24 protein-coding genes are annotated in these 26469 nt (G+C 60.9%); 14 read left to right on the forward strand and 10 right to left on the reverse strand.

What is annotated here, in order from left to right; genetic code table 11:
* Positions 1-93 precede the first annotated feature (93 nt).
* Positions 94-1104 (forward strand): DUF2891 domain-containing protein, encoded by a 1011-nt coding sequence (locus P3T16_RS15660; protein WP_429342959.1) that lies wholly within the window; start codon positions 94-96, stop codon positions 1102-1104.
* A 40-nt stretch (positions 1105-1144) separates the two neighbouring features.
* On the opposite strand, the gene P3T16_RS15665 is transcribed toward P3T16_RS15660, so the two are convergent.
* Positions 1145-2584, reverse strand: coding sequence for an MFS transporter (locus P3T16_RS15665; protein ID WP_429342960.1), 1440 nt, complete (start codon positions 2582-2584; stop codon positions 1145-1147).
* 180 nt (positions 2585-2764) lie between these two features.
* The gene (locus P3T16_RS15670; protein ID WP_429342961.1) at positions 2765-3118 is read right to left on the reverse strand and encodes a DUF1428 domain-containing protein; all 354 of its coding nucleotides are present in this window, start codon (positions 3116-3118) and stop codon (positions 2765-2767) included.
* 180 nt (positions 3119-3298) lie between these two features.
* On the opposite strand from P3T16_RS15670, the gene P3T16_RS15675 reads away from it, so the two are divergent.
* The 5 genes from P3T16_RS15675 to P3T16_RS15695 all read left to right on the forward strand — a co-directional run bounded on the left by P3T16_RS15675 (position 3299) and on the right by P3T16_RS15695 (position 10217).
* Positions 3299-5665, forward strand: a complete 2367-nt coding sequence (locus tag P3T16_RS15675; protein ID WP_429342962.1) for a DNA polymerase II — start codon at positions 3299-3301, stop codon at positions 5663-5665.
* A gap of 395 nt (positions 5666-6060) precedes the next feature.
* Complete coding sequence (locus P3T16_RS15680) at positions 6061-7056, forward strand: sugar ABC transporter substrate-binding protein (protein ID WP_429342963.1); 996 nt, start codon at positions 6061-6063, stop codon at positions 7054-7056.
* Positions 7057-7174: 118 nt separating this feature from the next.
* Positions 7175-8152: an ABC transporter permease gene (locus P3T16_RS15685; protein WP_429255881.1), complete on the forward strand. Its 978-nt coding sequence runs from the start codon at positions 7175-7177 to the stop codon at positions 8150-8152.
* An 18-nt stretch (positions 8153-8170) separates the two neighbouring features.
* Positions 8171-8968, forward strand: coding sequence for an ATP-binding cassette domain-containing protein (locus P3T16_RS15690; protein WP_429255882.1), 798 nt, complete (start codon positions 8171-8173; stop codon positions 8966-8968).
* Between the two features lie 28 nt (positions 8969-8996).
* On the forward strand, positions 8997-10217 hold the full coding sequence (locus P3T16_RS15695; protein ID WP_429342964.1) for an ROK family transcriptional regulator: 1221 nt from the start codon (positions 8997-8999) through the stop codon (positions 10215-10217).
* A 33-nt stretch (positions 10218-10250) separates the two neighbouring features.
* On the opposite strand, the gene P3T16_RS15700 is transcribed toward P3T16_RS15695, so the two are convergent.
* The 5 genes from P3T16_RS15700 to P3T16_RS15720 all read right to left on the reverse strand — a co-directional run bounded on the left by P3T16_RS15700 (position 10251) and on the right by P3T16_RS15720 (position 16584).
* Positions 10251-11102 (reverse strand): carbohydrate ABC transporter permease, encoded by an 852-nt coding sequence (locus tag P3T16_RS15700; RefSeq protein ID WP_429255884.1) that lies wholly within the window; start codon positions 11100-11102, stop codon positions 10251-10253.
* An 11-nt stretch (positions 11103-11113) separates the two neighbouring features.
* The gene (locus P3T16_RS15705; protein ID WP_429343019.1) at positions 11114-12025 is read right to left on the reverse strand and encodes a carbohydrate ABC transporter permease; all 912 of its coding nucleotides are present in this window, start codon (positions 12023-12025) and stop codon (positions 11114-11116) included.
* A gap of 110 nt (positions 12026-12135) precedes the next feature.
* Positions 12136-13398 (reverse strand): ABC transporter substrate-binding protein, encoded by a 1263-nt coding sequence (locus P3T16_RS15710; protein ID WP_429342965.1) that lies wholly within the window; start codon positions 13396-13398, stop codon positions 12136-12138.
* Between the two features lie 27 nt (positions 13399-13425).
* On the reverse strand, positions 13426-15387 hold the full coding sequence (locus tag P3T16_RS15715) for a beta-galactosidase (protein WP_429342966.1): 1962 nt from the start codon (positions 15385-15387) through the stop codon (positions 13426-13428).
* A 9-nt stretch (positions 15388-15396) separates the two neighbouring features.
* Positions 15397-16584 carry an ABC transporter ATP-binding protein gene (locus P3T16_RS15720; protein ID WP_429342967.1) on the reverse strand — a complete coding sequence of 396 codons (1188 nt, stop codon included), beginning with the start codon at positions 16582-16584 and terminating at the stop codon, positions 15397-15399.
* A 199-nt stretch (positions 16585-16783) separates the two neighbouring features.
* Here P3T16_RS15720 and P3T16_RS15725 point away from each other — a divergent pair, with 199 nt between their 5' ends.
* Entirely contained in the window at positions 16784-17875 is a 1092-nt protein-coding gene (locus P3T16_RS15725; protein ID WP_429342968.1) for a LacI family DNA-binding transcriptional regulator, read from the forward strand.
* Here the strand turns inward: P3T16_RS15725 and P3T16_RS15730 are convergent.
* Positions 17842-18777 (reverse strand): LysR family transcriptional regulator, encoded by a 936-nt coding sequence (locus P3T16_RS15730; RefSeq protein ID WP_429342969.1) that lies wholly within the window; start codon positions 18775-18777, stop codon positions 17842-17844. The genes P3T16_RS15725 and P3T16_RS15730 overlap by 34 nt on opposite strands.
* A 121-nt stretch (positions 18778-18898) precedes the next feature.
* On the opposite strand from P3T16_RS15730, the gene P3T16_RS15735 reads away from it, so the two are divergent.
* The 7 genes from P3T16_RS15735 (at position 18899) to P3T16_RS15765 (ending at position 25169) form a co-directional block, all read left to right on the forward strand.
* Positions 18899-19831, forward strand: coding sequence for a dihydrodipicolinate synthase family protein (locus P3T16_RS15735; RefSeq protein ID WP_429342970.1), 933 nt, complete (start codon positions 18899-18901; stop codon positions 19829-19831).
* 212 nt (positions 19832-20043) lie between these two features.
* Entirely contained in the window at positions 20044-20613 is a 570-nt protein-coding gene (locus tag P3T16_RS15740; RefSeq protein ID WP_429255891.1) for an RNA polymerase sigma factor, read from the forward strand.
* Positions 20613-21392 carry an anti-sigma factor gene (locus P3T16_RS15745; protein ID WP_429342971.1) on the forward strand — a complete coding sequence of 260 codons (780 nt, stop codon included), beginning with the start codon at positions 20613-20615 and terminating at the stop codon, positions 21390-21392. The genes P3T16_RS15740 and P3T16_RS15745 overlap by 1 nt, the downstream gene beginning before the upstream one ends.
* 52 nt (positions 21393-21444) lie before the next feature.
* A complete protein-coding gene (locus tag P3T16_RS15750; protein ID WP_429342972.1) occupies positions 21445-22722 on the forward strand; it encodes an NAD(P)/FAD-dependent oxidoreductase in 1278 nt (425 codons plus the stop codon).
* A gap of 175 nt (positions 22723-22897) precedes the next feature.
* A complete protein-coding gene (locus P3T16_RS15755; protein WP_429342973.1) occupies positions 22898-24148 on the forward strand; it encodes an esterase/lipase family protein in 1251 nt (416 codons plus the stop codon).
* Between the two features lie 253 nt (positions 24149-24401).
* Complete coding sequence (locus tag P3T16_RS15760) at positions 24402-24731, forward strand: hypothetical protein (RefSeq protein ID WP_429255895.1); 330 nt, start codon at positions 24402-24404, stop codon at positions 24729-24731.
* 174 nt (positions 24732-24905) lie between these two features.
* The gene (locus P3T16_RS15765; protein WP_429255896.1) at positions 24906-25169 is read left to right on the forward strand and encodes a hypothetical protein; all 264 of its coding nucleotides are present in this window, start codon (positions 24906-24908) and stop codon (positions 25167-25169) included.
* 79 nt (positions 25170-25248) lie between these two features.
* Here the strand turns inward: P3T16_RS15765 and P3T16_RS15770 are convergent, their stop codons facing one another.
* Positions 25249-25584: a hypothetical protein gene (locus tag P3T16_RS15770; protein WP_429342974.1), complete on the reverse strand. Its 336-nt coding sequence runs from the start codon at positions 25582-25584 to the stop codon at positions 25249-25251.
* An 11-nt stretch (positions 25585-25595) separates the two neighbouring features.
* Positions 25596-26363, reverse strand: a complete 768-nt coding sequence (locus tag P3T16_RS15775) for a helix-turn-helix domain-containing protein (RefSeq protein WP_429255898.1) — start codon at positions 26361-26363, stop codon at positions 25596-25598.
* Positions 26364-26469: the final 106 nt, after the last annotated feature.

Below are 26469 nucleotides of genomic sequence, written 5' to 3' on the forward strand. Positions count from 1 at the left end.
CCAGAGGATGTGACACGAGACACAAACGGCGTATTCGAGGCACAATAAATACGTGCCTGCGCGACGCAGGCTAACGCTTTCGCCGATACGCCGATGACCACTCAACTCACCTCCGCTATAGCATCGAAATTCGCAATGCTGGCGCTCGATCACCTGACGCGCGAATACCCGAACAAGCTGACGCATTCGCTTGCCGGTCCGCAGGATGTGCAAGGGCCCCGCGCGCTTCATCCGATCTTCTACGGCAGCTACGACTGGCATTCGTGCGTGCACGGCTACTGGCTCGTGCTGCGATTGATCGACCGCTTTCCTGATCTGCCGGAAGCGAATCGCGTCATCGCTGTCGTCGATGAGCATTTCACTGACGCCAACGTCGCGGGTGAGCGCGCCTATCTCGACCTGCCGCTCAATCGCGGCTTCGAACGTCCATATGGCTGGGCCTGGCTGCTTGCCCTCGCAGCACAGGTGCAATCGATGAAGCTGCCGCAGGCCGCGCGATGGACCAAAACGATCGCCCCGTTGACAGAGGCCTTTGTCGAGCGCTTTGAGGAATTTCTGCCTAAGGCAACCTATACGCTACGTGTCGGCACGCATTTCAACATGGCATTTGCGCTTTCGCTTGCGGTCGATTTCGCGCGTCAGACATCACGTGAATCGCTCGCCGACCTGGTCGTCGAAACATCGAAGCGGTGGTATCTGAATGACGCTGCTTGCCAGGCGTGGGAACCTGCGGGTGACGAGTTCCTGTCGCCCTCGTTGATGGAAGCGGAGTTAATGCGGCGCGTGTTGCCATCGGCGGAATTTGTTGAATGGTTCACACGCTTCCTGCCGGATGTTGCCACGCGCAAGCCGGCGACGTTGTTCGTGCCGGCAACGGTGACCGATCGCACCGACGGCAAGATCGCGCATCTTGACGGTTTGAATCTTAGCCGCGCGTGGTGTCAGCGCTCGATCGCGCGGGCGCTGCCGTCAGGCGATGCGCGCGCCGCCGCGCTTTACGAGGCGGCGGATACGCATCTGGACGCCGCGCTGGCACACGTAGCAGGCGACTATATGGGGGAGCACTGGCTCGCAACGTTCGCATTGCTCGCGCTAGAGGCTTAAGCAATGCAACACCGGGACGATCCCATCGGGATTGTCCCGGTCAGCGCGAAATCGTTTCGAGCGCACGACCTTTCGTGCGCGGCCCCATGAATCCAATCGCCGCCATAACGATCAGCATTGCGCCAGCGATCAGCACAAAGACGCCCGTCGAGCCAAACTGCTTCAACGCGGCAGCAATCAAAAACGCCGTGAAGATTGCGGAGAAGCGGCTCCACGAATAGACAAAGCCGACTGCACGGGCACGGACGCTCGTCGGGAACAGCTCAGTTTGATAAGCGTGAAAGCTGTACGACATGATGTTGCTCGCGAGCGTCAGACACACGCCAAGACTCACCAGCAAAACCGCATTCGATATCTGGCTGAACCACAACCCGCAGACAATAATCGCACCTGCCATCACGACAATTACACTCTTGCGCTCAAAGCGGTCCGCAATAAAGAGACCGATCACCGGACCCAGTGGCGCAGCAATTGCGATGATGCTCGAGTAAAGCAGGCTCGTCGTGATCGTGATGCCCTGCTTGATCAGCAGCGTCGGCACCCAGTTCGCAAAGCCGTAAAAACCGACCGTCTGGAATATGTTGAAGATCACCATCATCAACGTACGCGACCGATACGGCGGCACCCACATGTCGCTAAAGCTGCCTCGTTCAGGCACCGCGACGGCCTGCTCGGGTGGCGGCAGAGGGCGGCCGTACTCAGCCTGCACTTTTGCTTCAAGCGCCGCCATGACGCGATCCGCTTCGTCGAGACGCCCCTGTTGCGCGAGCCAGCGCGGGCTCTCGGGCAACGCGCGGCGAATCCACCAGACGAACAGCGCGCCGTGCGCGCCAATCAGGACCACCCAGCGCCAGCCATCAAGCCCGAGCGGTGCGTCGGGCACCAGCAGATACGCGAGAAACGCGACCACAGGTACTGCCGTAAAACCAACCGCCTGCTCGCAGGCGAACGCGCGACCCCGAATCTGCTTCGGCACCAGCTCGGAAATATACGTGCCGATCGTGACGAGCTCGACGCCGATACCGACACCCGCGATAAAGCGCCAGATATTCAGCCCAGCCGCTGTGTCCTGGAACGCCATGATGACGTTGGCCACCGTGTACCACAGCAGCGAATACGTGAAGATCGCGCGGCGACCAAAGCGGTCGGCAAGAAAGCCACACGCGATCGTACCGACGAAAAGCCCGGCAAAAAGCGCGGCGATAAAACTTGCGATGCCTGTCGTACCGAACAGGCCACGCGTTGTCGCGGTGAGCAGACCGCTCTTGACGAGACCCGGCGCAATGTAGCCGGTATAGAGCAGGTCATAAAGTTCGAAGAAAAATCCGAGGCTCAACAGGACGACGAGCTTCCAGATGGAACGCGTGGCGGGCAGACGGTCCAGACGCGCGGAAATGGCGCCGGCGTCGATTGCCATGGCGGCGGATCCGCGGGAGGCCGTCGCGCGCACCGCGGCCTGGTCCTGTTCAGGTGTTGCCATGCTTGTCTCCAGTGTGAGGCCGGTCTTGCGCCGGCTTTTTCGCTTCACACACGTGCCATCAGCACGTACACCCGCGGGCGCAAGGTCCGGCAGCATTCTAGCGGTGAGCGCGCCCGAATTGTTCGAACGTCGTGATTTTTCCCACACATGCCACCGGTCTGGCTCCGCACACAGCCAACCTCAAACGTCCACGATCACTTCGAATCCGCCGTAAATCATCCGCTTGCCGTCAAAAGGCATCGGGTTTGTCTCGGGCTGCAATCGCGGGTCCGCCATCGCGGCCTGCATACCCTTGTCACGCGTCTGACGCGACGGCCAGAGAATCCATGAGAATACGACCGTCTCGTCATCCTTGCGTTTGACCGCCATTGGAAACGAGGTCAACGTCCCTTCTGGCACATCATCGCCCCAACATTCGACCACCTGCAACGCACCCTGCTCCTTAAACACGGCCGCAGCGATTTCAGCATGGCGTCTGAACGCTTCACGCTTGTCCGTAGGCACCGCTATGACAACACCGTCGACGTAAGTCATCAATATGCTCCTTTCGGTTAGACAGGAAATGAGGGCGGGAAGCCGCATCGCTCGAACCAGCCGGACGTCGCGTTTTCCCCGTCCTGCATTTACGACGAACGGCGCGCCGCACAATCGACAACGCAGCGCACGCGTAGACAGTAAAATTACGCCAAAAGATGAGCATTGAAAGGCGAACGTTTGACTGAGCAACATCAGGGGTTTCTTCTGACCCGTCACTGGCGCGATACGGCTACCGGCACGGAAGTCGAGTTCTGGCTGGCGACGGACAATGGCCCGCGTCATATCCGCCTGCGTCCGCAGCCTTCGGTGGCGTTCATTCCCGCTGAACAGCGCGAGCGCGCCGAGACCGTATTGCGTCGTGAATCGCAGGCCGAACTGCGTCCACTCGGTCTGGTCGACTTCCATCACCGCCCCGTGCTGGGGCTCTACTGTCAGCACTATCGGCAGCTCACCGGGCTGGAGAAACGGCTAAGACAGGGCGGCGTCGATGTCTATGAAGCGGACGTCTTTCCGCCCGAGCGCTACATGATGGAACGATTCATCACGGCGCCCGTCTGGTTCAGCGGCGAGACGGGCGAAAACGGCATCTTGCTGAATGCCGAGATGAAACCCGCCACGGTTTATCGCCCGCAGTTAAAGCTCGTTTCGCTCGACATCGAAACCAGCGCTCACGGAGATCTCTATTCCATCGCGCTGGAAGGCTGTGGTCAGCGGCAGGTTTATATGCTGGGCCCCGCGAATGGCGACAACAGCGTGGTCGACTTTCAGCTTGAGTATTGCGAAAGCCGGCCGCAACTGCTGGAGAAGCTTAATGAATGGCTCGCCGTTCACGATCCCGACGCGATTATCGGCTGGAACCTGGTTCAGTTCGATCTGCGTGTACTGCAGGAACACGCTGAACGTCATCGTGTTCCGCTCAAACTGGGCCGCGGCGGGAGCGTCATGGAATGGCGTGAGCACGGTCACCAGAAGAACCATTTCTTTGCAGGTGCGGCCGGGCGCCTGATCATCGACGGCATCGAGGCGCTGAAGTCCGCTACGTGGAGTTTTCCGTCGTTCAGTCTTGAATACGTCGCGCAGTCTGTTCTGGGCGAAGGAAAATCCATCGACAATCCGTATCAGCGTATGGAAGAAATCCAGCGCCGCTTCGACGAAGACAAGCCCGCTCTCGCGAAGTACAACCTCAAAGATTGCGAACTGGTCACGCGAATCTTTGCGAAGACAGAGTTGCTAACGTTCCTGCTCGAACGCGCGACGGTCACGGGACTCGCAGCAGATCGCAGTGGCGGATCGGTGGCTGCGTTCACGCATCTCTACATGCCACGGATGCATCGCCAGGGGTTCGTTGCGCCGAATCCTGGCGACGTGAGCGCGCAGGCGAGCCCAGGCGGCCTTGTGATGGACTCGCGTCCGGGTCTGTACGATTCGGTGCTCGTGCTGGATTACAAGAGTCTGTATCCGTCGATCATTCGCACGTTTCTGATCGACCCGGTCGGCCTCGTCGAAGGCATACAGCATCCTGGTGATGACGATTCAGTGCCGGGCTTCCTTGGCGCGCGCTTCTCGCGCAGCAAACACTGCCTGCCGGCCATCGTCAGCCAGGTCTGGGATGGACGCGAAGCCGCTAAACGCGAGCAAAACAAGCCGCTGTCGCAAGCGTTGAAAATCATCATGAACGCGTTCTATGGCGTGCTGGGTTCCACCGGATGCCGCTTCTTCGACCCACGCCTCGCGTCGTCGATTACGATGCGCGGGCACGAAATCATGCGCAGAACGCGCGAACTCATCGAAGCTCAAGGCTACGAAGTCATCTACGGAGATACTGATTCGACGTTCGTCTGGTTAAAGCACGCACACACGGAAGAACAGGCTGCGCAGATCGGTCGTCAGCTCGTTGCGCACATCAACCAGTGGTGGCGACATCATGTGCAAGCGCGTTTTGGTCTGGAAAGCGCGCTGGAACTTCAGTTCGAAAGACATTACCGCCGCTTTTTCATGCCGACCATCCGCGGCGCGGAGGAAGGCAGCAAGAAGCGCTACGCCGGATTGACAGTTTTGCCGGACGGCAGCGAAGACGTCATCTATAAAGGGCTGGAAACAGTGCGGACTGACTGGACGCCGCTGGCGCAGCGGTTTCAGCAGCAGCTCTATCTGCGCATCTTCAAGCAGCAGCCCTACCAGGATTACATCCGCGACTACGTTCGTCGCACGCTAAGCGGTGAGTTCGATGACCTGCTGGTGTATCGCAAGCGGCTTCGCCGCCCGCTTGGCGACTATCAGCGCAATGTCCCGCCTCACGTCCGCGCTGCGCGCCTGGCTGACGAAGTCAACCGCGAAAAGGGTCGACCGCTGCAATATCAGGGCGGCGGCTGGATCAGCTACGTGATGACGGGCGCGGGGCCGGAACCGCTGGAAACCTTGCGCTCCGACATCGATTACGAACACTATCTGACGCGCCAGTTGCAGCCGGTAGCGGATGCCATCCTTCCTTTGCTGGGCGACGATTTCGAAACGCTGATGTCAGGGCAGAAAGCGCTGTTCTGACGCCACGCATCCCGCCGCTCTGCTTTCCGCCTACGGAATTACCCTTATTGATGCCGCGCGATGCTGCACTGCGCCAACACCTTAAAACGCTTGCTGGGCGGGCTTCCGGGCGTTTCACGAGGCATTTCTCAAGACGTACGGCAACTTTACCCCCGCCTTGACTTTCAACTCTCCAGGGTACTAAATCACATCAAGTGATTTAGTTTCTGCCGCGTTCAACGCTCATGTTTTTGACGGACCGCGCGCTGTTACAGGCGCCTGCAGAATAGCTGTCGATCACAGCAGCGAGCGGCCAGTCCCGAGCCCATATTCAAAGAGGCGCACCCAGCGCCCGCAAGCCATTGAATCGACCTTGAAGTCGAAACGTCGTTGCCAATAACCCGGAGGAGCGATCCATGAATTCCAGCAAGCATCCCGTTGCGAAGCGCATTGCGTCGATGTGCGTAGCCGCCAGCGCCCTATGGTGCGTAAGTGTGACCCACGCCGCCGATCAACCCGTCGTCGGCCTGATCACGAAGACCGACACCAATCCCTTCTTCGTGAAGATGAGACAGGGCGCCGACGCCGAAGCGCAGAAAGACGGCGCGAAACTGATCACGGCCGCCGGCAAGTTCGACGGCGATAACGCGAGCCAGGTCACCGCCATCGAAAACATGCTGACGGCCGGCGCCAAAGCGATCCTCATCACGCCAAGCGACACGAAGGCGATTGTGCCGAGCATCAAGAAAGCGCGCGCGGCTGGCGCGCTTGTGATTGCGCTCGATACGCCAACCGATCCGCAGGATGCCACTGACGCCCTCTTCGCCACCGACAACTTCAAGGCAGGCGTCTTCATCGGTGAATACGCAAAGGCGGCGCTCGCCGGCAAGCCCGCAAAGATCGCGACGCTCGATCTCGCGCCCGGCGTATCGGTCGGCATTCTCCGTCATAACGGCTTCTTGCAAGGCATGGGCATCAAGGCGGGGGACCCGTCCATCGTCTGCAGTCAGGACACACGTGGCGATCAGGGCAAGGGCCAGACAGCGATGGAAAACTGCCTGCAGAAATCGCCGGACATCAACGTGGTCTACACGATCAATGAACCGGCTGCCGCTGGCGCGTATCGCGCGCTAAAGGCCGCAGGCAAGGAAAAGAACGTGATGATCGTGTCGATCGACGGTGGCTGCGAAGGCGTCCGCGCAGTGAAGGACGGTGCAATCGCCGCGACCTCGCAACAGTATCCGCTCAAGATGGCGTCGCTTGGCGTGAGCGCCGGCGTCGATTATGCAAAGACCGGCAAGAAGGCCACCGGCTATCACGACACGGGCGTCACGCTCATCACCGACAAGGCGATGTCTGGCGTCGACAGCAAGGACTCGAAGTTCGGTCTCGACAATTGCTGGGGCAAGTAACGCGCGATAACGCCACGTAGCAGGCGTACGCATCGTTTATGTAGCAGGGGATCCGCGCCCGCGGGTCCCAGCGGATTCGCGCGTGCAACCGTCACGCGATCGTATCGAGGAACACATCATGTCTACTCCATCGGCTCCCGGCGCCCGCCGCTTCGGCGAACACCTGCCCTCTCTCGCCGAAATCGGCCCGCTGCTCGCGCTGCTGCTCGCATGCGCCTTCTTTATCTCGCAGAGCAGCCGCTTCCTGTCGTTCCAGAACCTGTCGCTGATTCTTCAGCAGACGATGGTTGTCGCCGTCATTGCGATTGGCCAGACCTTGATCGTGCTCACCGGCGGCATCGATCTGTCGTGCGGGATGGTGATGGCGTTCGGCTCCATCGTGATGACCAAGTTCGCCGTCGTGCTGGGCGTGCCGCCTGCGATTGCGATTATTTGCGGCATCGGCGCGAGTACGCTGTTCGGTTTGCTCAACGGTCTGCTGATCACGCGCATCAAACTGCCCGCTTTCATCGTGACACTCGGCACATTGAACATCGCGTTCGCACTCACGCAGCTCTACTCGAACGCCGAGAGCGTGACGAATCTGCCCAATGCGATCATGTTCTTTGGCAACACGTTCAGCATCGGGCCTGCAGAAGTGACATACGGCACGGTTCTCACATTGCTGATGTATCTGGCGACGTGGTTCGTGCTGCGCGATACGGTTCCGGGTCGACATCTCTACGCGCTTGGCAATAACGCGGAAGCGGCGCGCCTGATGGGCCTGAAGTCGCAACGTATCCTCGTCACAGTGTATTCGCTGGCTGGCGTGTTCTATGGCATCGCCGCGCTGCTTTCGGTATCGCGTACCGGTGTCGGCGATCCGCAGGCCGGACAGACCGAGAATCTCGACAGCATTACGGCAGTCGTGCTCGGTGGAACGAGTCTCTTCGGCGGACGCGGATCCATCGTCGGCACTTTGCTTGGCGCGCTGATCGTCGGTGTATTCCGAAACGGACTGACTTTGATCGGTGTCTCTTCGGTGTATCAGGTGCTGATCACGGGCATTCTCGTGATTCTCGCCGTTGCCGCCGACAAACTGTCACATCGCCGCTAACGCGACCAGGAGCCTGCCATGTCGATCCCTCAATCTGCTTCGGCCGCCACGCCTGTTCTGCAGGCGCGCGGACTCATCAAGCGCTACGGCTCGGTTACCGCACTCGACGGTTGCGATTTCGAAGTGCTGCCCGGTGAAATTCTTGCCGTTATCGGCGACAACGGTGCCGGAAAATCCTCGCTGATCAAGGCGCTTTCAGGCGCGACCATCCCTGACGAAGGCGAGATGCTGCTCGACGGTGTGCCCGTCAAGTTCCGCAGCCCGCTCGATGCACGCGCGCAAGGCATCGAAACGGTCTATCAGGATCTCGCTGTCGCGCCTGCAATGAGCATTGCGGAGAATCTCTTCCTTGCACGCGAACTGGTCAAGCCGGGCTGGCGCGGCTCGATCTTCAAGATGATCGACAAACGCCGTATGCTCGAAGAAGCAACCGCACACATGAAAGGCCTGCAGATCGGCATCCGCTCGATGCGGCAGGCAGTCGAAACGCTATCTGGCGGACAGCGTCAGGGGGTGGCCGTGGCGCGTAGTGCGGCGTTTGCACGGCACGTCGTGATTCTCGATGAACCGACCGCGGCGCTCGGCGTGAAGGAAGGCAACATGGTGCTCGAACTGATCCGGCGCGTGCGGGATCGCGGGCTGCCCGTTATCCTGATCAGCCACAACATGCCACACGTGTTCGAGGTCGCCGACCGCATCCATATCCAGCGGCTTGGACGGCGCGCCGCGCTCGTGAACCGGGCGGATATCCATATGTCGGAAGCAGTCGCGATCATGACGGGCGCAAAAGAAGCTGATGTGAAGGCCATCGCATGACGTCGATCCTGACAGCCGGTGCGTGACGATGGATAACGCCCCACGTTCGCCGCTCAAGCGCCCGGTCGGGTCGAACCAGGTCGGCATGCGGCAGTTCAACGAACGGATCGTGCTGCAGGCGATACGGCTGCACGGTCCGTTGCCGAAAGCCGATGTGGGACGTCTGACGCGTCTGTCGATGCAGACGGTATCGATGATCGTCGACCGTCTGATCGACGACGGTCTGCTGGCCAAACAACCCCGTGTACGCGGGCGTATCGGGCAACCCTCTGTGCCGATCGCGTTGCGTCCAGACGGCGCATTCACGATCGGCATCAAGGTCGGGCGGCGTAGCCTCGATGTGCTGGCAATGGATTTCATGGGGAATGTGTGTAGCCGCGACGTGTTCGAGTACACGTATCCGGATCCAGCGATGCTCTTCCCCGCGCTGGAAGCCCGACTCGCGCGGACCAACGCGGCCCTTGGCGCACACGCGAAAAAGATCGTGGGTGTCGGCGTTGCGGCGCCGTTGTGGCTAGGGGGATGGCGTGACTTTTTAGGCGCGCCGCCTGAGGCGCTCGAAGCATGGAACGACATCGATATCCGTGCGCGCATCGAAGCGATGACGGGCCTGCCCGTCGAGTTCGCTAAAGACACAACCGCGGCCTGTGCTGCCGAACTCGTGATGGGCCAGGGCCGGGGTATTCACAGTTTCCTGTATCTGTTCGTCGGTACGTTTATCGGCGGCGGGCTCGTCATAGATGGCCGTCTGCACGGCGGTCCACATGGCAACGCAGGTGCAGTGGGATCGATTCCGCTTGCGCGCACGGAGACGCAACCTGCGCGTCAGTTATTGCATGCGGCTTCGGGCTTTGTTCTCGAACAGATCTTCAGCGACGCAGGCGCGCCACCTGCAGCCGCACACGATCATCGCGCACTGGGCCCGGACCTCTGGCGATTGACGGAACAGTGGCTCGACTCGGCATGCCCCGCCATCGCGTCAGCGCTAACGAACGCGTCGGCACTGCTCGATCTCGAAGCGGTGGTCATAGACGGCGAACTCGACAGGCAACTCCTGCGCGAAATCATCCGTCGCACGGAGCGTGTGCTCGATCGCTTCGAGTGGGAAGGCATGGTGCGACCGCAACTGCTGGAAGGCGCAATCGGTGCCGACGCGCGTGCGATGGGCGGTGCCATTCTGCCGCTCTATGCGCATTTCGCGCCGATGCATGAGCTGTTTCTCAAGCCGGCGGCGGAAGTCAATTATTAATCGACTTCCTTTAGCCGCTTCGGCACAGCTTCATCAGCCCTTGGTCGCGCCGAACGTCAGCCCGGCAACGAACTGCCGCTGCATCGCAAAGAACATCGCCACCGAAGGCAAGGCCGCGAGTATCGAACCTGCGGATACGAGATTCCACGCGGTCGTCCATTGGCCCTTTAGCGCTGCAACGCCGACTGTGATCGGCGCGGCCTCATCGCCTTGCGTCAGACACAGTGCCCAGAAATAATCGTTCCACACGAACGTGAACACGAGAATGCCAAGCGCCGCGAGTGCCGGACGAATCAAGGGCAACACGATGCGGAAAAACACCGTCCACTCGCCTGCCCCTTCGATACGCGCGGCTTCCACGAGTTCGAACGGCAGTTGCTTGATGAAGTTGCGCAGGAAAAGCGCGCAAAAACCGGTCTGAAACGCGATATGAAACAGGATCAGCGCACTGACCGTGTTGAACAGGCCAAGCTGCAACGAGAGATCGCGCACCGGAATCATCAGGATCTGGATCGGTACGAAGTTGCCCGCAACAAAGGTGCCGAACAGCAGCATGTTGCCGCGAAATCGATAGATCGCCAGCGCGAAACCGGCCATCGACGCGAGCGCGATCGAACCCGCCACCGCGGGAACGGTGATCAGCACGCTATTCCAGAAGTAATGCAGCATCGGCGAGGTGGTCAACGCCTCGCGATAGTTGGCAAGCAGTGTGATGTGTTCGGGCCAGCCCCAATAGTTACCGCGGGAGAGTTCGTCGGTCGAGCGCACCGAGGTGACGAGCACGGCGATCATCGGTAGCAGCCAGATCACAAGCGCAACCGGCAGCGACATCTTGTACAGCGCCCGGTTGGCCGGTTTCCATTTTTCGACGGGAAGCGGATACATGGCGATCTCCTTTACTGCTCTTCGCGCACCATGCGGCGCAACTGGAAGACGATATAGACGAGCACGATCGCGAACAGCACCACTGCAATCGCCGCTGAATAGCCGAGGCGGTAGTACTTGATCGCCTGGTCATACATGTAATAGGCCAGCACGGTCGAGCTTTCGAATGGACCGCCGCCGCTCATCACGGCGATCAGATCGAAACTGCGCAGCGCGCCGATCACCGTGACGACGATTGCCATGAACGTCGTAGGCCGCAGCTGCGGCAGCACGACGTGCCACAGCATCGCCCAGCCTTTCGCGCCTTCCATCCGCGCGGCTTCCAGCTGCTCCGCGTTAAGCGATGTGAGACCCGTCAGATAAAGGATCATGCAGTAGGCGGTCTGCGGCCACAGCGCAGCGAAGATAATGCCGAGGGTCACGTAACGCGGATCGCCCAGCACGGGCACCCCGTGCCCAATGATCACCTTGAGCAGACCAAAGGTCGGATCGTAAAACCAGCTAAAGATCAGTCCAACCACGACACCAGACAGCACAAAGGGCGCGAAAAACAGCGACTTCACGAAACGGATGCCACGCACCGCCTGGTTCAGATACAGCGCGATCGCGAGCCCCATCGGCGGCGAGAGCATGAACAGTACGAGCCACAGCAAGTTGTTCTTGAGCGCCGTATAGAAAGTCGGCGCATGGAACAGTTCGACGTAGTTCGCAAGGCCAATGAAGGTCTTTTCCGTCATGCCGTCCCAGTTGTAGAGACTCAGCGACAGCGACGAAACGATCGGCCACACGACGTAGATGGCCACCATGACGCAGGCGGGCGTGAGAAACAGAAACGCGGCGCGCCGCTGTTGCCGCGCACTCGGCGACGCTCGATGCGGTTTCGCGCGACGCGGCACGACAGCCTGCGGCACGTCGACGTCCATACGATGGGTCGGGACAGTTTTCATGACGGATTACCTCTACGGCCTCTTCAATTTGCAGCGGTGCCGGCATGCGCAACACACGCGCATGCCGGTACCGTTCAATGCTCCGCTTACTTCTTGTAGATCCGCTTCCGGGTCTGCTCGAGTTGCGCGAGGATCTCGTCGATCTTCGTCGGATCCGACATGAACTGCTGCATACCCTTCATGCCTTCGTCGGCCATTTCCTTGGTCATGTCGCGATCGTAGAACTGCGCAATGCCGCCCTTCGTATTCGACAGGATCTGGAAGCCGATCTTCGAAATCGGATCTTCCGGTTCCGGCGACTTGCTGTTAGCCGGCAGTGAACCCAGCCCCTGCGCGAGCTTCGAGCTGATATCCGGCGTTTCCATGAAGGCAAGGAAGGTATGCGCGTCAGCCTTGTTCTTCGCTTTCGACGGAATATGCAGCGATTCGACCGGACCATCTTCGGCCGTCGGCACCTTCGCATCGATGATCGGGAACTGGAAGTAGCCCATCTTCGGTTTCACGTCCGCCGGAAAACCGCCGGTAATGAACGTGCCCATCAGCATCATCGCGGCCTTGCCCTGGAACAGGAACGGCTGCGCCGCATCCAGATCGTATGAAAGCGAGTTGTCGATAAAGACCTTATCGTCGATCAGCTGCTTCCACGTCGTGTAGACCTTCTTCACGCGCGGATCGGTGTACGGCACTTCACCCGCCATCAGCTTCTGGTGAAACGCGTTACCGTTGATGCGCAGGTCGAGATAGTCGAACCATCCTGCGAGCGTCCACGCATCGCGGCCAGCCACTGCGACCGGCGTGATGCCTGCGGCTTTCAGCTTCTTGCACGCGTCGAGGAATTCATCCCACGTCTTCGGCTCGGCCGCGATGCCGGCCTTCTGGAACAGGTCCTTGCGATAGAACATGCCCCACGAGTAGTACACGGTCGGCGCGGCGTACTGCTTGCCGCTATACGACGAAGCTTCCTTCGTCGACGCGTACATGCTGTTCCAGTTGTTCTTGTTCCAGTCATTGGTGAGATCTTCCAGGAGACCACGACGCGCGTAATACGCCATCCGTTCGCCGTCATGCCAGTTCACCACATCAGGCGCGACCGTCGAGAGCCAACCTGGCAACTGCACCTTGTACGCTTCTTCATCGACGAACGACACCTTCACGTCGATATCCGGATGCGCCTTCTTGAAGTCGTCGATGGCCGATTGCCAGACGGCTCGCTGGCTCGCGCCCTTGAACGCGATGTTGACCGCGAGCGTGCCAGCCTGCGCGATGTTGCCGACGACTGTCGTCAGTCCGGCGGCAGCCAGCGCGATGCCGATCAGCCCCTTGCGTACCGCACTTTTCGTGCTTGTCATACCTGTCTCCTGATGGGTGATGGAATGTTATACGGCGCGATAAACCGCCACGCCCTGCGGTTCGACCGACGACGACCCGATCACGAAAGCATCCGCACGGACGCCGTCGATCGTATAAGCGGTATCGCCGTAGTTGAAAACGTATTTGAGCGCGCCACGCTGGCTCACGCGCACCGTATCTGCCAGAGGCACTGGGTCGAGCTTTGCGGCCTGTGCAACCTGCTGGAAGATGCGTTGCGTCAGTGCATCGTCGAAGAGGCTTGCGCAGTAATGTAGCGTGCCATGGCGCACCACCGCCGGATGACCGTCGTTAAAGCGCGCGAGTACGTCCATATTCGCGGGCACGTCGAGCAGGTCACGCCAGTGACGAGACTCGCCCCGTAGCGCCGCGTTATCGCTTTCGACCGCCACAGTCACGTTCGGACGCATCGAGTCGACACGCCATACGCGGACCGGCAGCACATCGGCCATGGCGCCCGGCGGCAGATTCGCGGGAATCTGCAGATCGCGCGTCTTGGACCCGGTGCGCGGACCGAGGACAACCTGCGCGCCGCTTGCCACGAGCCTTGCGCCGAAATCATCGGACACCACCGGCAGCGGCGGCACGACGATCATGCGATAGCCTTCAAACGAAGCATCTGACGGAATCACGTCCACGTCGAGACCGAGCGAACGAAGCGCCGAGTAATACTCGAACGCAAAACGCGGATAGTGGAAGTCAGCGGCCTGCGGATGAATCTCGAAGAGCCACTTCGCCTCGTAGTCATAGACGAGCGCGACTTTCGCACGCACCTGCGGTTCACCATCGGCGGACACCACGTCGCGGATTTCCTTCGCGACGCGTGCGGCCTCTTCGCCGCCGATATCGAGCCGGTTGTCGGGCGTATTGAGCCCGGCATGCATCTGTTCCTGCGCGAACGGCGCCTGACGCCAGCGGAAATACGACACGCAGCCCGCGCCGTGCGCAAACGCTTCCCAGCTCCACAGACGCACCATGCCCGGTAGCGGAGCCGGATTCCACAATGCCCAGTTCACCGGGCCCGGTTGCTGCTCCATCACCCAGAACGGTTGCTTCGACATGCCGCGATAGACATCGTGGTTGAACGACGCAAAATCCGGGTGACCGGTGCGCAGGAAGCGCGCCTTGATGTCAGGCGCAAACCACTGTTCTTCGAGCGCGCCGAGCGGATAGCTGTCCCACGTCGCGATATCGAGATCGGCCGCTACCTTGTAGTGATCGAACTCGGTGAAGAGCTGCATGAAGTTGTGCGCGATCGGGCGACCCGGTGAATGCTCGCGCAGAATCTCCGTCTGCATGCGATTGAAGCGCACCAGCTCGTCGGAAGCGAAACGGCGATAGTCGAGACGGTGCGACGGATGCGCCTCCGTCACCGTTCCGATCGGCGGATCGATTTCGTCGAAGCTGCGATATTCCATGCTCCAAAACACGGTGCCCCACGCCGTATTCAGCGCCTCGATGCTGCCGTAGCGTTGCGCGAGCCAGCCGCGAAAGCGCTTCGCCGCCGCAGGCGAATAACTGACAACGGTGTGGTGACAACCATATTCGTTATCGGTTTGCCAGAATTCAACTGCCGGATGCGAACCGTAACGGCGCGCCACCGCCTCGCAGATACGTCGCGATGCTTCGAAATACGACGGCGAAGAAAAATCGTAGTGACGTCGTGAGCCGAACGCACGCGGACGGCCGTCCGCGCCTACCGCGAGAATGTCCGGATGCTGGTCGATCAGCCACTTGGGTGGCGTGGCAGTCGGCGTACACATGACGACCTTCAATCCAGCTGAACCGAGCACATCGATGGCGTGATCGAGCCAGTCCCATTGATACACGCCCGGCTCCGGTTCGATGCGGCTCCACGCGAATTCGCCGATGCGCACGCGCTCGATGCCAAGCGCCTTCATGCGCGCAGCGTCGTCGCTCCACATATCCGACGACCAGTGTTCCGGGTAATAGCAGACTCCTAAACGCATGCAGCGCTCCTACGCGACCTGAGTGATGGGATGAGTCGAGGCACTCGCACGATGTGGCAGCGCGAAACCGTCCTCGGTGAAGAGATGACACGAAGCGGCGGGCACGTTGAGCGTCAGACGTTCGCCCGTGCGCACATTGATATCGCCCGGCGCTTTCGCGACCAGCACGTCGCCGCCAGGTTGATCAAGATGCAGATAACTGTGCTCGCCCAGCTGTTCGATCAGGGTGACGCTTCGCTGAATCGATTGCGAAGACACTTTAGAGGAGGTCTCACTGGTTGTACCCGCAACGATGCTGACTTCAAGATGTTCGGGCCGGATGCCAAGCGTCACGACCTGGCCGACCGTCAGCGTGTCCGCCACAACCGCTACATCGAGCGTTTCACCCGTGTGCGCAAGCGTGATCTGAGCGTATTGAGCGTTGAGCCCCGCGACGGTGGCAGGCAGAAAATTCATGCGCGGCGAGCCGATAAAGCCTGCAACGAAACGGCTCCTGGGGCGGTGATACAGTTCGAGCGGCGAGCCGACCTGTGCAATGCTGCCGTAGCGCTCTGTGTCCTTACCCGCGTGCAGCAATACGATACGATCCGCGAGCGTCATCGCTTCGATCTGGTCATGCGTCACGTACACGACGCTCGCCTTCGCAAACTGCTTGTGCAGACGTGCGATTTCGATGCGGGTCTGGCCACGCAACGTGGCGTCGAGATTCGACAGCGGCTCATCGAAAAGAAACACGCCCGGTTCGCGGACAATCGCCCGGCCAATCGCGACCCGCTGCCGCTGACCGCCGGAAAGGGCGCGGGGTTTGCGGTCCAGCAGCGCTTCGAGCTGCAGCACGCGTGCGGCTTCCTTCACCCTGCGATCGATTTCGTCTTTCGGCTTTTTGGCGAGCTTCAAGCCAAACGCCATGTTCTCGTAGACGCTCATATGCGGAAAGAGCGCGTAGCTCTGGAACACCATCGCGACGCCACGTTCCGCAGCGGGCACGTCATTCATGATCCGTCCGCCGATATGCAGATCGCCATCGGTGACATCTTCGAGACCCGCGATCATGCGCAGCAACGTCGACTTGCCGCAGCCCGAGGGGCCGAGGAACACGCAGAATTCGTTTTCGCCGATCTCCAGGTCCACGCCGCGAATCACCGGCGGGTGGTCGCCGTACGCTTTGTGCACTGCTTTCAACGAGATACTGGCCATAGCCTTGCCTCCATGTTCTAATGCATCACAACAGGAGGTTAAGCGCTTAATCAAGCGGCAGAGAAAAAGACGATTGGATCTCAATCGCCTGATCTTGCGCTGTCTCCGGTGCGTTCTGTTTCGATGACTTTATCGCGACGGCCGCCGTTGTTGCAAATGTCAGGATGTCATCCCACATGTTGCTAGACCGTCAACGCTTATGACCACGCTGAACGAAGTTGCCACGCACGCCGGCGTCACGCCTGCGACGGTGTCCAACGTATTGCGCAACCGCGGACGGGTCGGCGCGGCGACGCGCGAACGTGTACTGCTGGCGATCAAGCAGCTCGGCTATCGCCCTCACCTCGCGGCACGCGCGCTCGCCGAAGGCCGCGCCCCGACGTTTGCGCTGATGGTATCGAGCATCGCAAATCCGTTCTACCCGGAATTTACCCTTGCTGCCGAACGGGCCGCGCGCACAGGCGGCCACTTTCTGATCGTCTGCAATACCAACGACGACAAGGAAACCGGCCGCGCGTATCTGGAGCAGATTGCGGGCACGCTGTCGGAAGGCGTGCTCGTGACGAATGCCGAACTCGTTTTCGACGATCTGCGCGCCACCGCCGAACGCGGCACGCCGGTCGTGCTGTGCATGTGGGAACGTCCCGACGATCCGCCTGATCTGCCGTGCGTGGCGGTCGACTTTCGTCTCGCAGGTGCGCTCGCCGCACAACATCTGCTCGACCTCGGCCATACGCGCATTGGTGCGCTGGTCGGCAGCAAAAGCTGCCACGGCGACCGCTCGCCTTTCGGCATTCATGGCGCACGGCGTGAGGGATTCGTCGAACGAATCAACGCTAATGGCGAGGCCCGGATCGTGGCCGAATTCACCTGCGAAGCAGACACGATACGCGGCGGCTATGACGCAGCGCTGAAACTGCTCGAAGCGCATCCCGACGTCACCGCGCTCTTTGCAACGAACGACCTGCCTGCGCTCGGCGCGATGCACGCAGCGGCCGATACAGGATTGTCGGTGCCCGATGACCTGTCGGTTGTCGGCATCACCGACATTCAGCTCGCGCGCGATTCGCGCCCTGCACTATCGACCGTCGCCGTGCCAACGGAAGAAGCCGCACGCATGGCCGTCGACCTGTTGCGTGAACTGATCGACCGTGCGCCGCGCGGCTCACGCGGCAACGCCGGCGACACGCCGATTCGGGTGACTTCCGCGCCCGTGATGGTGCCGCGCGCGTCCACCGCGCCGCCTCGCACACGCAATCAACGCACGCGTTCGAGCTTGCGCAGGCGTTGAATGAATTGCTGCGCGGGCGGCGAGAGCACCCCGCCTTTGCGCGTGACGATGCCAAATGTCGGCGAAGGCGACTTCAGCGCGACAGGAAGAATGCGCAACATCTTTTGCCGCACGAATAGCTGGGCGATGTCGGTGGGCAATAGCGCAACCAGATCGGTACGCTGCTGGAGCAGCGCGACGGTGACGAACGTCGACGCAGTCGAAATCGGATTCGCCGGCATGCTGATTCCCGAAAGATCGAGTTCGCGCTCCAGCAGCGCATGCAACGGCATGTGGCCCGGATACGTGATCCATCGATAGTCGCTCAGGTCATGAAGGCTGAGTTCCTTGCGCACGATACGCGGATGATCGTAGCTGACCACCACCGAAAGCGGTTCATCACCCAGCGATTGATAGTGATAGCGTGAAGGCTCGTCGCTGACAATCGAGCGGCCGATCACCAGATCGAGCCGCCCATCGTCGAGCAGCATCAGCATGCGCGCGCTCGTATCTTCGACAATCTCCACCGACAGGTTCGGCAGACTCGCGTGCAGTTCATCGAGAACAGGCACCACGACTTCGGGAATCGCCCCCATGATCGTGCCGATCGCGAGCCGGCCGCCCTTGCCGGAGCGAATCTCCGCCATGTCGTCGCACAGGGCGGTCAGGTCCGTCGCGACAAGCCTTGCATAGCGAATCACGCAATGGCCAAACTGGTTCACGATCAGCCCGTTTTTCGCGCGCTCGAACAGCGGCGCTTCGAGCATCGACTCCAGTTCGTGCAATGCCTTGCTCGCCGCCGACTGGGTCATCGACATCACGCCGGCGGCCTTGTGCAGCGACTTGTGATCGTCGAGCGCGATGAGCAACTGAAGCTGCTTCATGCGCAGCCTCGACATCAGCACGTTCAGCGTGTTTTTCATGTGAGTCGTAAAAGTGATCGCTGGATGGAAACAATTCACTATACAGCGTGCCAGAGCGGCTCGTATAGTCGGCGGTGGAGACAACAGAAAACCGCGCTGCAAACCGCGCAGGAACCCGATCATGAACTCGAACACCATGCAAACGCCGTACCGCGGCGTATTCCCCGTAGCACCCACGATCTTCGATGAAGCCGGTCGCCTCGACCTCGATGGGCAGCGCCGCTGCATCGATTTCATGATCGACGCGGGCTCGAACGGCATTTGCATCCTCGCCAATTTCTCTGAGCAGTTCGCGCTTTCCGACGACGAGCGCACGACGCTGATGCACGCGATACTCGAACATGTCGCGGGACGCGTGCCGGTGATCGTCACCACCACGCATTTCAGCTCGCGCGCGTGTGCGCAACGTAGCCGTAGCGCGCAGGATGCGGGCGCGAACATGGTGATGATCATGCCGCCGTATCACGGCGCGACGATCCGCGTCGGCGAACGCGGAATCTTTGAATTTTTCAGCACCGTGTCGGACGCGATCGATATTCCCATCATGATTCAGGACGCGCCCGTCAGTGGCACGGCGTTGCCTGCGCCTTTTCTCGCGAAGATGGCGAAGGAAATCGCTAACGTGTCGTACTTCAAGATTGAAACGCCGCAGGCAGCCAGCAAGCTGCGCGAACTGATCGCGCTCGGTGGCGATGCGATCATCGGCCCGTGGGATGGCGAAGAAGCCATCACATTGATGGCCGATCTCGACGCTGGCGCGACAGGCTCGATGACGGGCGGTGGATATCCCGACGGCATCCGTCTGATTCTCGATGCCTATGCCTCAGGCGACACTGAACGCGCCGCGCAGTATTATCAGCAGTGGCTTCCGCTCATCAACTATGAAAACCGTCAGGGTGGCCTCGCGTCATGCAAGGCACTGATGAAGGAAGGCGGCGTGATCGCCTGCGACGCCGTGCGTCATCCGTTGCAACCGATGCATCCGGAAACGCGCGCCGGTCTCATCAAGATTGCGCGCCGCCTCGATCCCGCTGTGCTGAGCTGGGGCAAGTAACCTGCATACGCGCCACGCGCGAGACGCCTTCCGCCTTCGCGCAATCTGGTCAAGCCAGTTAACCCCTCCGAAAATTGGCCTGACCTTCTCACCCCCGACGAAATACGACGCGGCGCACCACTGAAAACCTGCGCGGCGCCCTCGTCAACCCTATGTAGGCCGCCCGGCAAAACTTGAGTAACATAGCCGCGCATGCCATCCCTCCTTTCTCCATGAAAGCCAACTCACCAGAACTGGCGCCGGAATCACTCGTCGCGTTGCTCGAGCGTGTCGCCGGTGAGGATGCTTCGGCACTGCGCGAGCTCTACGACGTCGCGTCGCCGAAACTGTTTGGGCTCGCGCTCCGTATATTGAGCAGACCCGAGTGGGCTGAAGAGGTGCTGCAGGACAGCTTCGTCAATATCTGGCGCTATGCGGGCGATTACCGCCGTGGCCTGTCAGCGCCGATGACGTGGATGTCCGCCATCGTTCGAAACCGGGCGCTCGACCATCTGAGACGGGTAAACGCGATGGAAACCGAATGGAGCGATGCGTTGGACGATCTTGTCGCCTCGAGCGACCCAAACCCAGAAGAACTATCGTCGATGAGTATCGAAGCGCGTCAACTCGCCCATTGCATGGACACGCTCGAACCGATGCAGCGGCAGGCCGTCGCGCTCGCCTATCTGCGCGACCAGAGCCATAGCGAGATCGCTCAGGCGCTCACCGTGCCGCTTGGCACCGTCAAGTCATGGATCCGGCGTGGGCTGCAGAAGCTCAAAACCTGCATCGGGGGTCTGTGATGGATCTGCACCGATACCCTGAAACGGTCGACATGCTGGCGGCAGAATACGTCGTAGGGACACTGCGCGGAGGCGCCCGTCGCCGGCTGCAGCGCTATGCCGAACATGATCCGGCGATTCGCCGCGCCGTGTCGGATTGGGAAAATCGCCTCGCGCCAATGGCTGGACTCGCGCCGGCGCGCATGCCGCCGGGCCGCGTCTGGCAGGCCATCGAGGAACAGCTGGGATTCGCCGCGCGGCGTCAGCTCGAAGCGCGCGCCGCCGAGGCCGCGCGGCCCGAACCGCGTTCGTGGTTCGACAACCTCGCCTTCTGGCGCGGCTGGGCAATCGGCATCACGGCGTTTGCTGCAATCGCGCTGGTGCTGGCGGTGCGCGGTCTGCTGCCGCCTGGTCCCACCCAGCCTGCGCAGCCGCCGACCGTCGCGCAGCAGCCCGTCCCCGCCATCTCGCACGTCGCCGTGCTGAGCAACAAGGATGCGCAGGCGGTCATGCTGATCTCGTGGGACTCGGCTCATTCGTCCGTCAAGCTGCATCGCCTGAGCGATGCCGCGCCGCCGTCCGGCAAAACGATGCAGTTGTGGGGCTTGCCTGCGAGCGGTCATCCGGTTTCGCTCGGCGTGATGCCGGATCATGGCGACGCCACGATGCCGGCCGGCCAGCAGCAGCCAAAGCAATATCCGGCGCTGGCGGTGTCGATCGAACCATCGGGCGGCTCGCCAGATCCAGACGGCCCGACCGGGCCCGTCGTATTCAGCGGCAAGCTGCTGCCGGTCTCCTGAACCCATGTTGAGCGTCCGGCGCGCGCTTGCCGCGCGGGACGCATGAATCCTTATGCAAAGTTTTTACGAAGCCACCGTTACGCGTCCCGAGCGCGCGCGTCTGACCGGCAGACGCAGCGCGGAAGTGTGTATCGTCGGCGGCGGACTGGCGGGGCTGTCGACGGCGCTCGGACTCGTCGAGCGCGGCATGCGTGAAGTCGTCGTGCTCGAAGCGAAGCAGGCGGGCTTCGGCGCGTCGGGGCGCAACGGCGGCTTTGTGTTCGGCGGCTACAGCCTCGATTGCGCCGACCTGCTGAAAGCGCTCGGCCCGCAACGCGCGCGCGAACTCTATACGCTCACGACCGATGCCGTCGACCTGATGCGTGAGCGCATCCGGCGCTATCACATCGACTGCGATGCGACGCACGGCGGCGCGATTCTCGCGAACTGGTTCGATGAGCCCGCGCGGCTCGAAACACAACGACGTCTGATGAAAGCGTCGTTCGGCGTCGACTGGGAACCGCTTTCCGAAGCGCAGCTCGCCTCACGACTGAAGACGCGCCGCTATCACGGCGGTCTGCTCGAACACAACGCGTTTCACTTTCACCCGCTGAAATACGTGCTCGGCGTCGCGCGTGCCGCTGTTGCGGCCGGCGCCGATATCTACGAGCAATCGCCGGTGGTAAGCCTTGAGCGTCAGGGCAGCGGTTTTCTCGTCAAAACGGCTGACGGCGTCATCGAAGCGAAGCACGTAGTGATGGCCGGCGGCGGTTATGCACGCAACGTGTATCGCCAGGTCGAACGTGCGGTGTTGCCGATCGCCACCTACGTCATGGCCACCGAACCGCTCGGCGCACGTCTGAAAGACGCGATCGACTGCACGTCGGCGATCTACGACACGCGCTTCGCTTTCGATTACTACCGCGCGCTGCCCGACACGCGGATTCTGTGGGGCGGCCGCATTTCGGTGCTGGACCGTCAGCCCGATGCGATCGCACGTCTGCTTCGGCACGATCTGTTGAAGGTGTATCCGCAGTTGCACGACGTGCGCATCGATTACGCGTGGGGCGGCCTGATGAGCTACGCGCGACACAAGATGCCGCAGATCGGTCAGAGCGCCGACGGCGTCTGGTACGCGGTCGGCTTCGGTGGACATGGCATGGCGCCCACCACGGTCTCGGGCGAACTGCTCGCGGCGGCTATTTCCGGCGAGCGTCCGGTTCCCGAAGCGTTCAGCCATTTCGGCCTGACGCGCACGTTCGGCGCGCTCGGTCTCGCGGCCGCACAACTCACCTACACGACGATGCAGGCACGCGATGCATTCGCCGCGCGAAATACGTCGAGCAGTTGAAGTCCCGCAATAGTTCAATTGAATCTGACAAATTCAGTCAAATACTTCGACATCCTGATTATTATCAACCGCTCGTCGTATCGGCTTTGACGGCACTGCAGTGCACGCATGACAGTACCTACGGCAGTACCTGTCCGCGCAGTCCTTTCAAAGAACATACAACGAGAACCTGAAGATGCCGAATACAAGAAAGTCATCCGCCCCGCCCGCCCCTCACGTCCCCCAAGCCCCTCACGCGGCGTCTCACGCAGGTAAAAGCTCAGCGACCCACAATCGCTACCCAATCGTGCTCGTTCACGGCATGTGCGGCTGGGGCCGCGACGAAATCTTCGGGCAGCATTTCCGATACTGGGGCGGTGCCAAAGGCGACATCCAGGAATATCTGAACAGCAAGGGTTACGAGACCTTCACGGCTTCGATGGGACCACTGTCCAGCAACTGGGACCGCGCCTGCGAGCTGTACTACTTCATCCGGGGCGGTGTTGTCGATTACGGCGCCGTTCACTCCGCGCGTTACGGTCACGCGCGTTACGGGCGCAGCTACCCTGGTGTCTTTCCGCAATGGAGCGAAGCGCACAAGGTCCATCTGATTGGTCACAGCATGGGCGGCCCTACGGCGCGCACCCTGATCCAGCTGCTCGAACACGGCGATCCCGACGAGGCCGCATTCACGCCCGGCTCGCACGAAGCGCCCACGTCTGACCTGTTCAAGGGCGGAAAGAAATGGGTGCATAGCCTCACCTCGGTCGCGGGTGTACAGAACGGCGCGCTCACCGCCGATGACTACGACAGTTTTCCGCTGGTTCTCAGAGATATTTTTTATAGCGCCGCAACACTGGCTGGCCTGGGCGGCAAGGAACCGTTTTTCGATTTCAACCTGCAGCATTGGGGTCTCATGCGCGAGGAAGGAGAGGGTCACGAGGAATATATCCGGCGCGCCCTGCAAAGCCGCGTCTGGAAAACCAATGACGGTTGCATCTATGATCTGTCGACCGTCGCGGCGCATTTCCAGAATACATGGGCGACAACGTCGGACAACGTTTACTACGCGTCGTACGCGATAGACGGCACGTTTCCCGGTCCGCAAGGCATTCGCGTGCCGACGCCCAACATGAATCCGCTGTTGAAACCAACCGGCGCGGCGGTTGGACTGAACGAAAAAGACCTCGGTGGCGGGTTTGCCGCGTGGCGCCCCAATGATGGTCTCGTCAGCGTGCCTTCAGCGCAATTTCCGCTCGGACATGCCCATGCGTTTATCGAGCCGGGCAAGCCGTTCGAACCGGAAAAAGGCGTCTGGTACGTACACCCAACCCTGATGGGCAAGGATCATTTCAATATCGTCATGCCGATGCACGAAGTCACAATCGACGAGTTGAACGCACTCTACGAAGGGATCGCTCAATACAACCACGCGTTGCCCGCCTGACGCACGCGACATCCGGCAAAAGCCCGACGCTGGTCATTTCAGCAACGACTGGAAGTGCGTGAACATTCGCTCAGCGTCAGGTTCGAGCCTGGTGGAGCGCAGGGTTGCCGAAAGGCCTCCCGGGCCGCGCCCGATATAATGACGGTTAATCCGCACCATCGCTGCTGCCCGTGTTCACGCTGAAATCCGGCTTGACGGCGCCATCCTGGCGCCGCGAACACAGCCCGCGCGGACTGAAAAGGCCAGGAGAGTCATGAAGAAATTTGCCGCAACCCTGTCGATCCCTCTTTTTCTCGCTGCCTGTGCGCAGTTCCAGAATCCGGATGCCGGCGAACCGGTCTCCGACCATCCGACACAACGCTCCGTCAGCGATGTAATCGATTGCCTGACCGGGCAGGCCCAGAAACACAACGCCCAGTTCAAGACGACGCCGATTCCGCAAGGCGCGATGCTCGACTTCGGTGATTCAAATATTGTGAAGGTCCGCAGCGACAACGGCGCAACACAGTATCGCTTCTACGCGGGCCAGCGTCACATGGACAACCTGTGGCTCGAAAGCGCGAGCAAGAGCTGCGCGCCGTGACGCCGGAGGCGGCATGAACCGGCGATGTACGCAGTGGCAAGCGGTCGTGACGGGGCTGTAAGCGCCGGTAATTTGTGCCGGCTCACGTCGGCAGACGCCCCGCGTCGCCTTAATAATCGTTTAAGAAACGATCCGTAGTATGAATGGCACGCCAACGTAGACAAGGTGCGCCCAATGAACGATCGCAACACCAGACAAGATGAAGCTCCTGCCGCCACGAAGCGGCCAACGATCCTGCGCCGGCTGCTGAGCCATCACGAACTCGCCACGCTGCTGCTTCTGCTGCACGCACCGGTCGACGCGATGGCCAAGCCCGAAATTCCCGGACTGCAGGAAGCGGGCCTCGTCGAACAGGTCGCGTCTTCAGATGCGAGTGCGCCGCGCATCCGCTTGACGCCGGAAGGCAACGCGATTCTGCGGGGATTGGGCGTTAAATAGGCGGCAGGTCAGGTTTTACGCGCTGATTGTCTACGTTAGCGCGTTCAGGCGGGCGAGCGCCGCGGAAGTGACCCACCCATCACGCCTGCCACACCGCATAGCCCGCTTCGCGCAGTCCAATTCCCAGTTCCACTTCCATATCCGCTGCGCCGTCATACGGCATCGGATTGAACACCTCGTACAAATGCGGCAGCAGCCGCAAGCCATAGTCGCGCACGAAGCGGTTCGACTGAACGCCCGCCTTGTGCCGGTCGAAGCGCAAATCCGGGTCGAGCCCCGTCATTCCTACATACACGCACGGTTTGTCGAAACGGTAATCCGGATTCGCGCGGCGAAAGCGCGCCTCGTTCCATACGGTTTCGTCGAGTTCGACGACGTACACGTAATAGTGATAAGTCTTCTTCAGACGCGCCATGTGCCGCCGTGTCAGCTGCGTGCGGTGCCGTGCAGCAGCATCCGGTATTCGGTCGGCGTGATGCCGACCGTCGCCTTGAACTGTCGCGTGAATGCGCTGTGATCGGTGTAGCCGCAGAGCGCGGCGACGTCGGTGACCTTGTCTGTGGTGACGAGCAGCGCGGTGGCTGCGTCGAGGCGCGTTTTCAGCAGCACCTGTCGCGGGGTCAGGTGAAACACCTTGTGAAAATACCGTTCGAGCTGCGCGACGGACATGTCCGCCATCACCGCCAGCTGCTTGAGATTCAGCGGCTGCACATAATTTTCCTGGATGTACTGCACCGTTGCCGCAAGCTTGCTGTACGCGGGATGATTGCTTTCGTCGGCCTTGAGGTCGCGCGAAATGCCTGCGAGGCCCACAACGTGTCCTTCCGGATCGCGCAGCGGCTGCTTGCACGTCAGACACCAGCCGGGTTGCCGGCCGGGATACAGATGCAGTTCGAGCTGGTCGATCATCTGGTTGCCTACGCTGATGATCGCCTTGTCCTGCGCGGTATAGATGCGGCCGAAACGGCGCGGAAACACGTCCTCCGCGGTCTTGCCAAGCAGCGCGTCCTTCTCCTTGAAGCCGCAGCGCGAAGCAAGTGTACGGTTGACGAGGACGTAGCGCGCCTGCGTATCCTTGATGAAGAAGACCACGTCCGGCATCGCATCGAAGACCGGCTCCAGCAGCGTGAAGTGCGAGAGCATGCCGGTCAGCGTCGCGGCGGCCGGCTCGAGCGTTGCTGCCAGCGTGTTCATCGTGCAGGTCCAGTGGTGTCGGTAGTGATGCGAAGGGTGGCGTCCGGTCGATTATAGAGCCGCACGGTGTGTGGAAAAAATCGGTGGGCAAAAACGGATTGGCGCT

It is taken from the genome of Paraburkholderia sp. GAS42 (assembly GCF_050436565.1).
GTDB lineage: Bacteria > Pseudomonadota > Gammaproteobacteria > Burkholderiales > Burkholderiaceae > Paraburkholderia.